Genomic DNA, 2,425 nt, shown 5'->3' with positions numbered 1-2,425 from the left:
TAAATGCACTGTAGGGCTTCTTGCTATCGGCTTTACCTTCTCTAAATCCATCTTTATAGCCATCTCTGCAGCCGTCTTTGTAGCCCCTGTTGTATTCTTGCTGATTTGCGCTTACCGCCGCAACTGTCACTGATACTATAAAACAGGCTACCAGCAAAATAGCCAATGTCTTTTTTATACCCATTTATTCACTCCCAAAATCTGTTTCAACTTTGCCAATTGCCAACAAAATCAATTTCAAACATATGCAACATAACAGTCATTAGTAATAGAATATAATATTAATAGAAATATAAATAAGGAAGAAATAAAAATCTTCGCATCGAAAGAACCAGGATGTACATAGGCACAAAAACTTGACTTCAAACAGTATATCCGAATTACTGATTATTTTCCGGCAGTGTCTCAAATTTGCTGTAAATTCGAAATCAAATCGTTGTGTACGTGAGGAAATTAATCTTCTGAGATGGTGTTTTCTGCCATATAACTCTTTAAAGTTGTGATTTTACAGAAAAAGAACATGACATTCTTTCATGCGTCTTCGGTTAAGTGAGAAATCGTGATAAATTGCGTCAATTTCTCCAACATTTATCAAATATTTTAATAAATTAGGATTTATCATTCCTCAAAATAGATAAAAGTTTCAGAACTATTTTCCGTGATCTGAAACTCATTGACCATTCTTGATCCGAGATTTGGAGAAGCAATTTTGAGTTATGGAATAGGCTCTTCTGAATATTCTTTTATGAAATATATCCTGAAACTCAAAATTGTTTATTTAGACTTCTGAATATTCGTTTATGGAATATATCCTGAAACTCAAAATTGTTTATTTAGACCTCGGATTTGAGATAATCAATCAAGTTATTAATCTTGAAAAATCTTCCCAAAAACCTTACTGAGTGAGAAAATAACTGATTTTGGGATAAATCCATGTAGTAGTGTAAACAACTTCTGTCTGAAGAAATCAATAATCAAACACGAAATTAAAACGCCAATTCCCGAAAATAGCATATGACGAACAAAAAGAGGACTGTAAGAATAATCAGCGCAATGCAAGATCTTGGAATACAACACATCTAGTACAAATGGATGATTTGAGATTAGATATATACCAAAAACAGATGTTGCCATAAAATTTATTGTTGTGGATTGTATTTTGATACTTTTGAACACCATAAAAAAACAAATTGCTCCTAATTCTACAAAAATAAAATTGTAGTTCCATGGGTCGGCAAAGAAGTACTCGGGAGTTTCAGGAAGTGTATTAAGAAGCATGGCTCCAAAGAATACTAAAAGACTACACATAAGATATCCTAATAAGAAATAGGTTCGATTCTTGACTGGAAGATCATACTTTCTGATATATGCGCCTACACAATAAAGAAAAACGAAATTATATACACTGTATCCTGTATCAGTAAAATAAGTGAAATTAATTGACGGCAAGATTACAAAAAAAACTGCGGAAACTAAAATTAATTTTTTATGATATTCTTTTTTCATATTTTGAAGTGCCGTGTTTAAAAATGGAGAAAAGAGATACAGAACGATGTATATTGTCACAAACCAGTATGTCCCAGTAATAACTGGTAAAAATGCTTGTAACATTGTGGGTACGGTCAGAGGCTCAATCCCAGTAAACCAAAATATTGATGAAATCGTTACCGAATAAAAAATAACCTGAGCCCAGAGATCAATGATTTTTTTTAATTTAAATTTTCCATTAATTTGATAGTATCCAGTTATAAGTATAAAACAATCTACTGCAATGATAAATAGGCTTTCCAATCCATAAGTAAAATAATAATTTGAATCCGAAGGTGTTAGTACATGAAGTGCCTCTCCATACTTAAAATAATGGAGACATATGATCATTGAGATTAAAACAATCCTTAATAACTCAAAATTTGAGTCGCGAATAGTGCTTTCATTAGATGACATAGATATCGTTTTATTATTGTTTTGCGTTTTGTGCCGGTGACATAGATATCGTTTTATTATTGTTTTGTGCTTTGTACCGACCGTTGTCAATGCCATATATAAAGTAAAATGAAATAAAAACAAAAGATGAGCCTATCCCAAAAGCCATTTAGTCCTTAATCATCAAGAATTTTCAGGATTGTTTTCATGATCAGAAACTTGATTGATTATTCGAAATACATGATTCAGATAAGCAATTTTGAGTTTTGGGATCAGCTCGATATTAATCTAAGGTATTGAACACAATTTGTTAATTTTCATAAAATATTTACTTTATCATAGTTTATATATCTTATAAATATAGGAGTTACGCAGTTGGCTCCTAGCATATTGTTTTTTCCAAACTTTCAAATATTTGAATTAATTTAACGTGTATTGGGGATTCCTTAAGTATTCTGTCACTGCCACTCTTCTAATTTTCATAGCACTTTCAAACCAGGAT

At 31.5% G+C, this 2,425-nt stretch carries 1 protein-coding gene and 1 pseudogene; both read right to left on the bottom strand.

All coding sequences use genetic code 11. The annotated features are described in order from the left end of the window. Window positions 1-184, bottom strand: a pseudogene (locus A9239_RS12430) (hypothetical protein); the annotation flags it as partial. A 683-nt stretch (window positions 185-867) separates the two neighbouring features. Continuing rightward, window positions 868-1,944, bottom strand: coding sequence for an acyltransferase (locus A9239_RS12425; protein ID WP_158498933.1), 1,077 nt, complete (start codon window positions 1,942-1,944; stop codon window positions 868-870). Between the last annotated feature and the right edge of the window lie 481 nt (window positions 1,945-2,425).

This window comes from Methanosarcina sp. A14 (assembly GCF_001729375.1).
Lineage (GTDB): Archaea > Halobacteriota > Methanosarcinia > Methanosarcinales > Methanosarcinaceae > Methanosarcina > Methanosarcina barkeri.
This window is presented reverse-complemented; position numbering and strand designations above follow the sequence as displayed.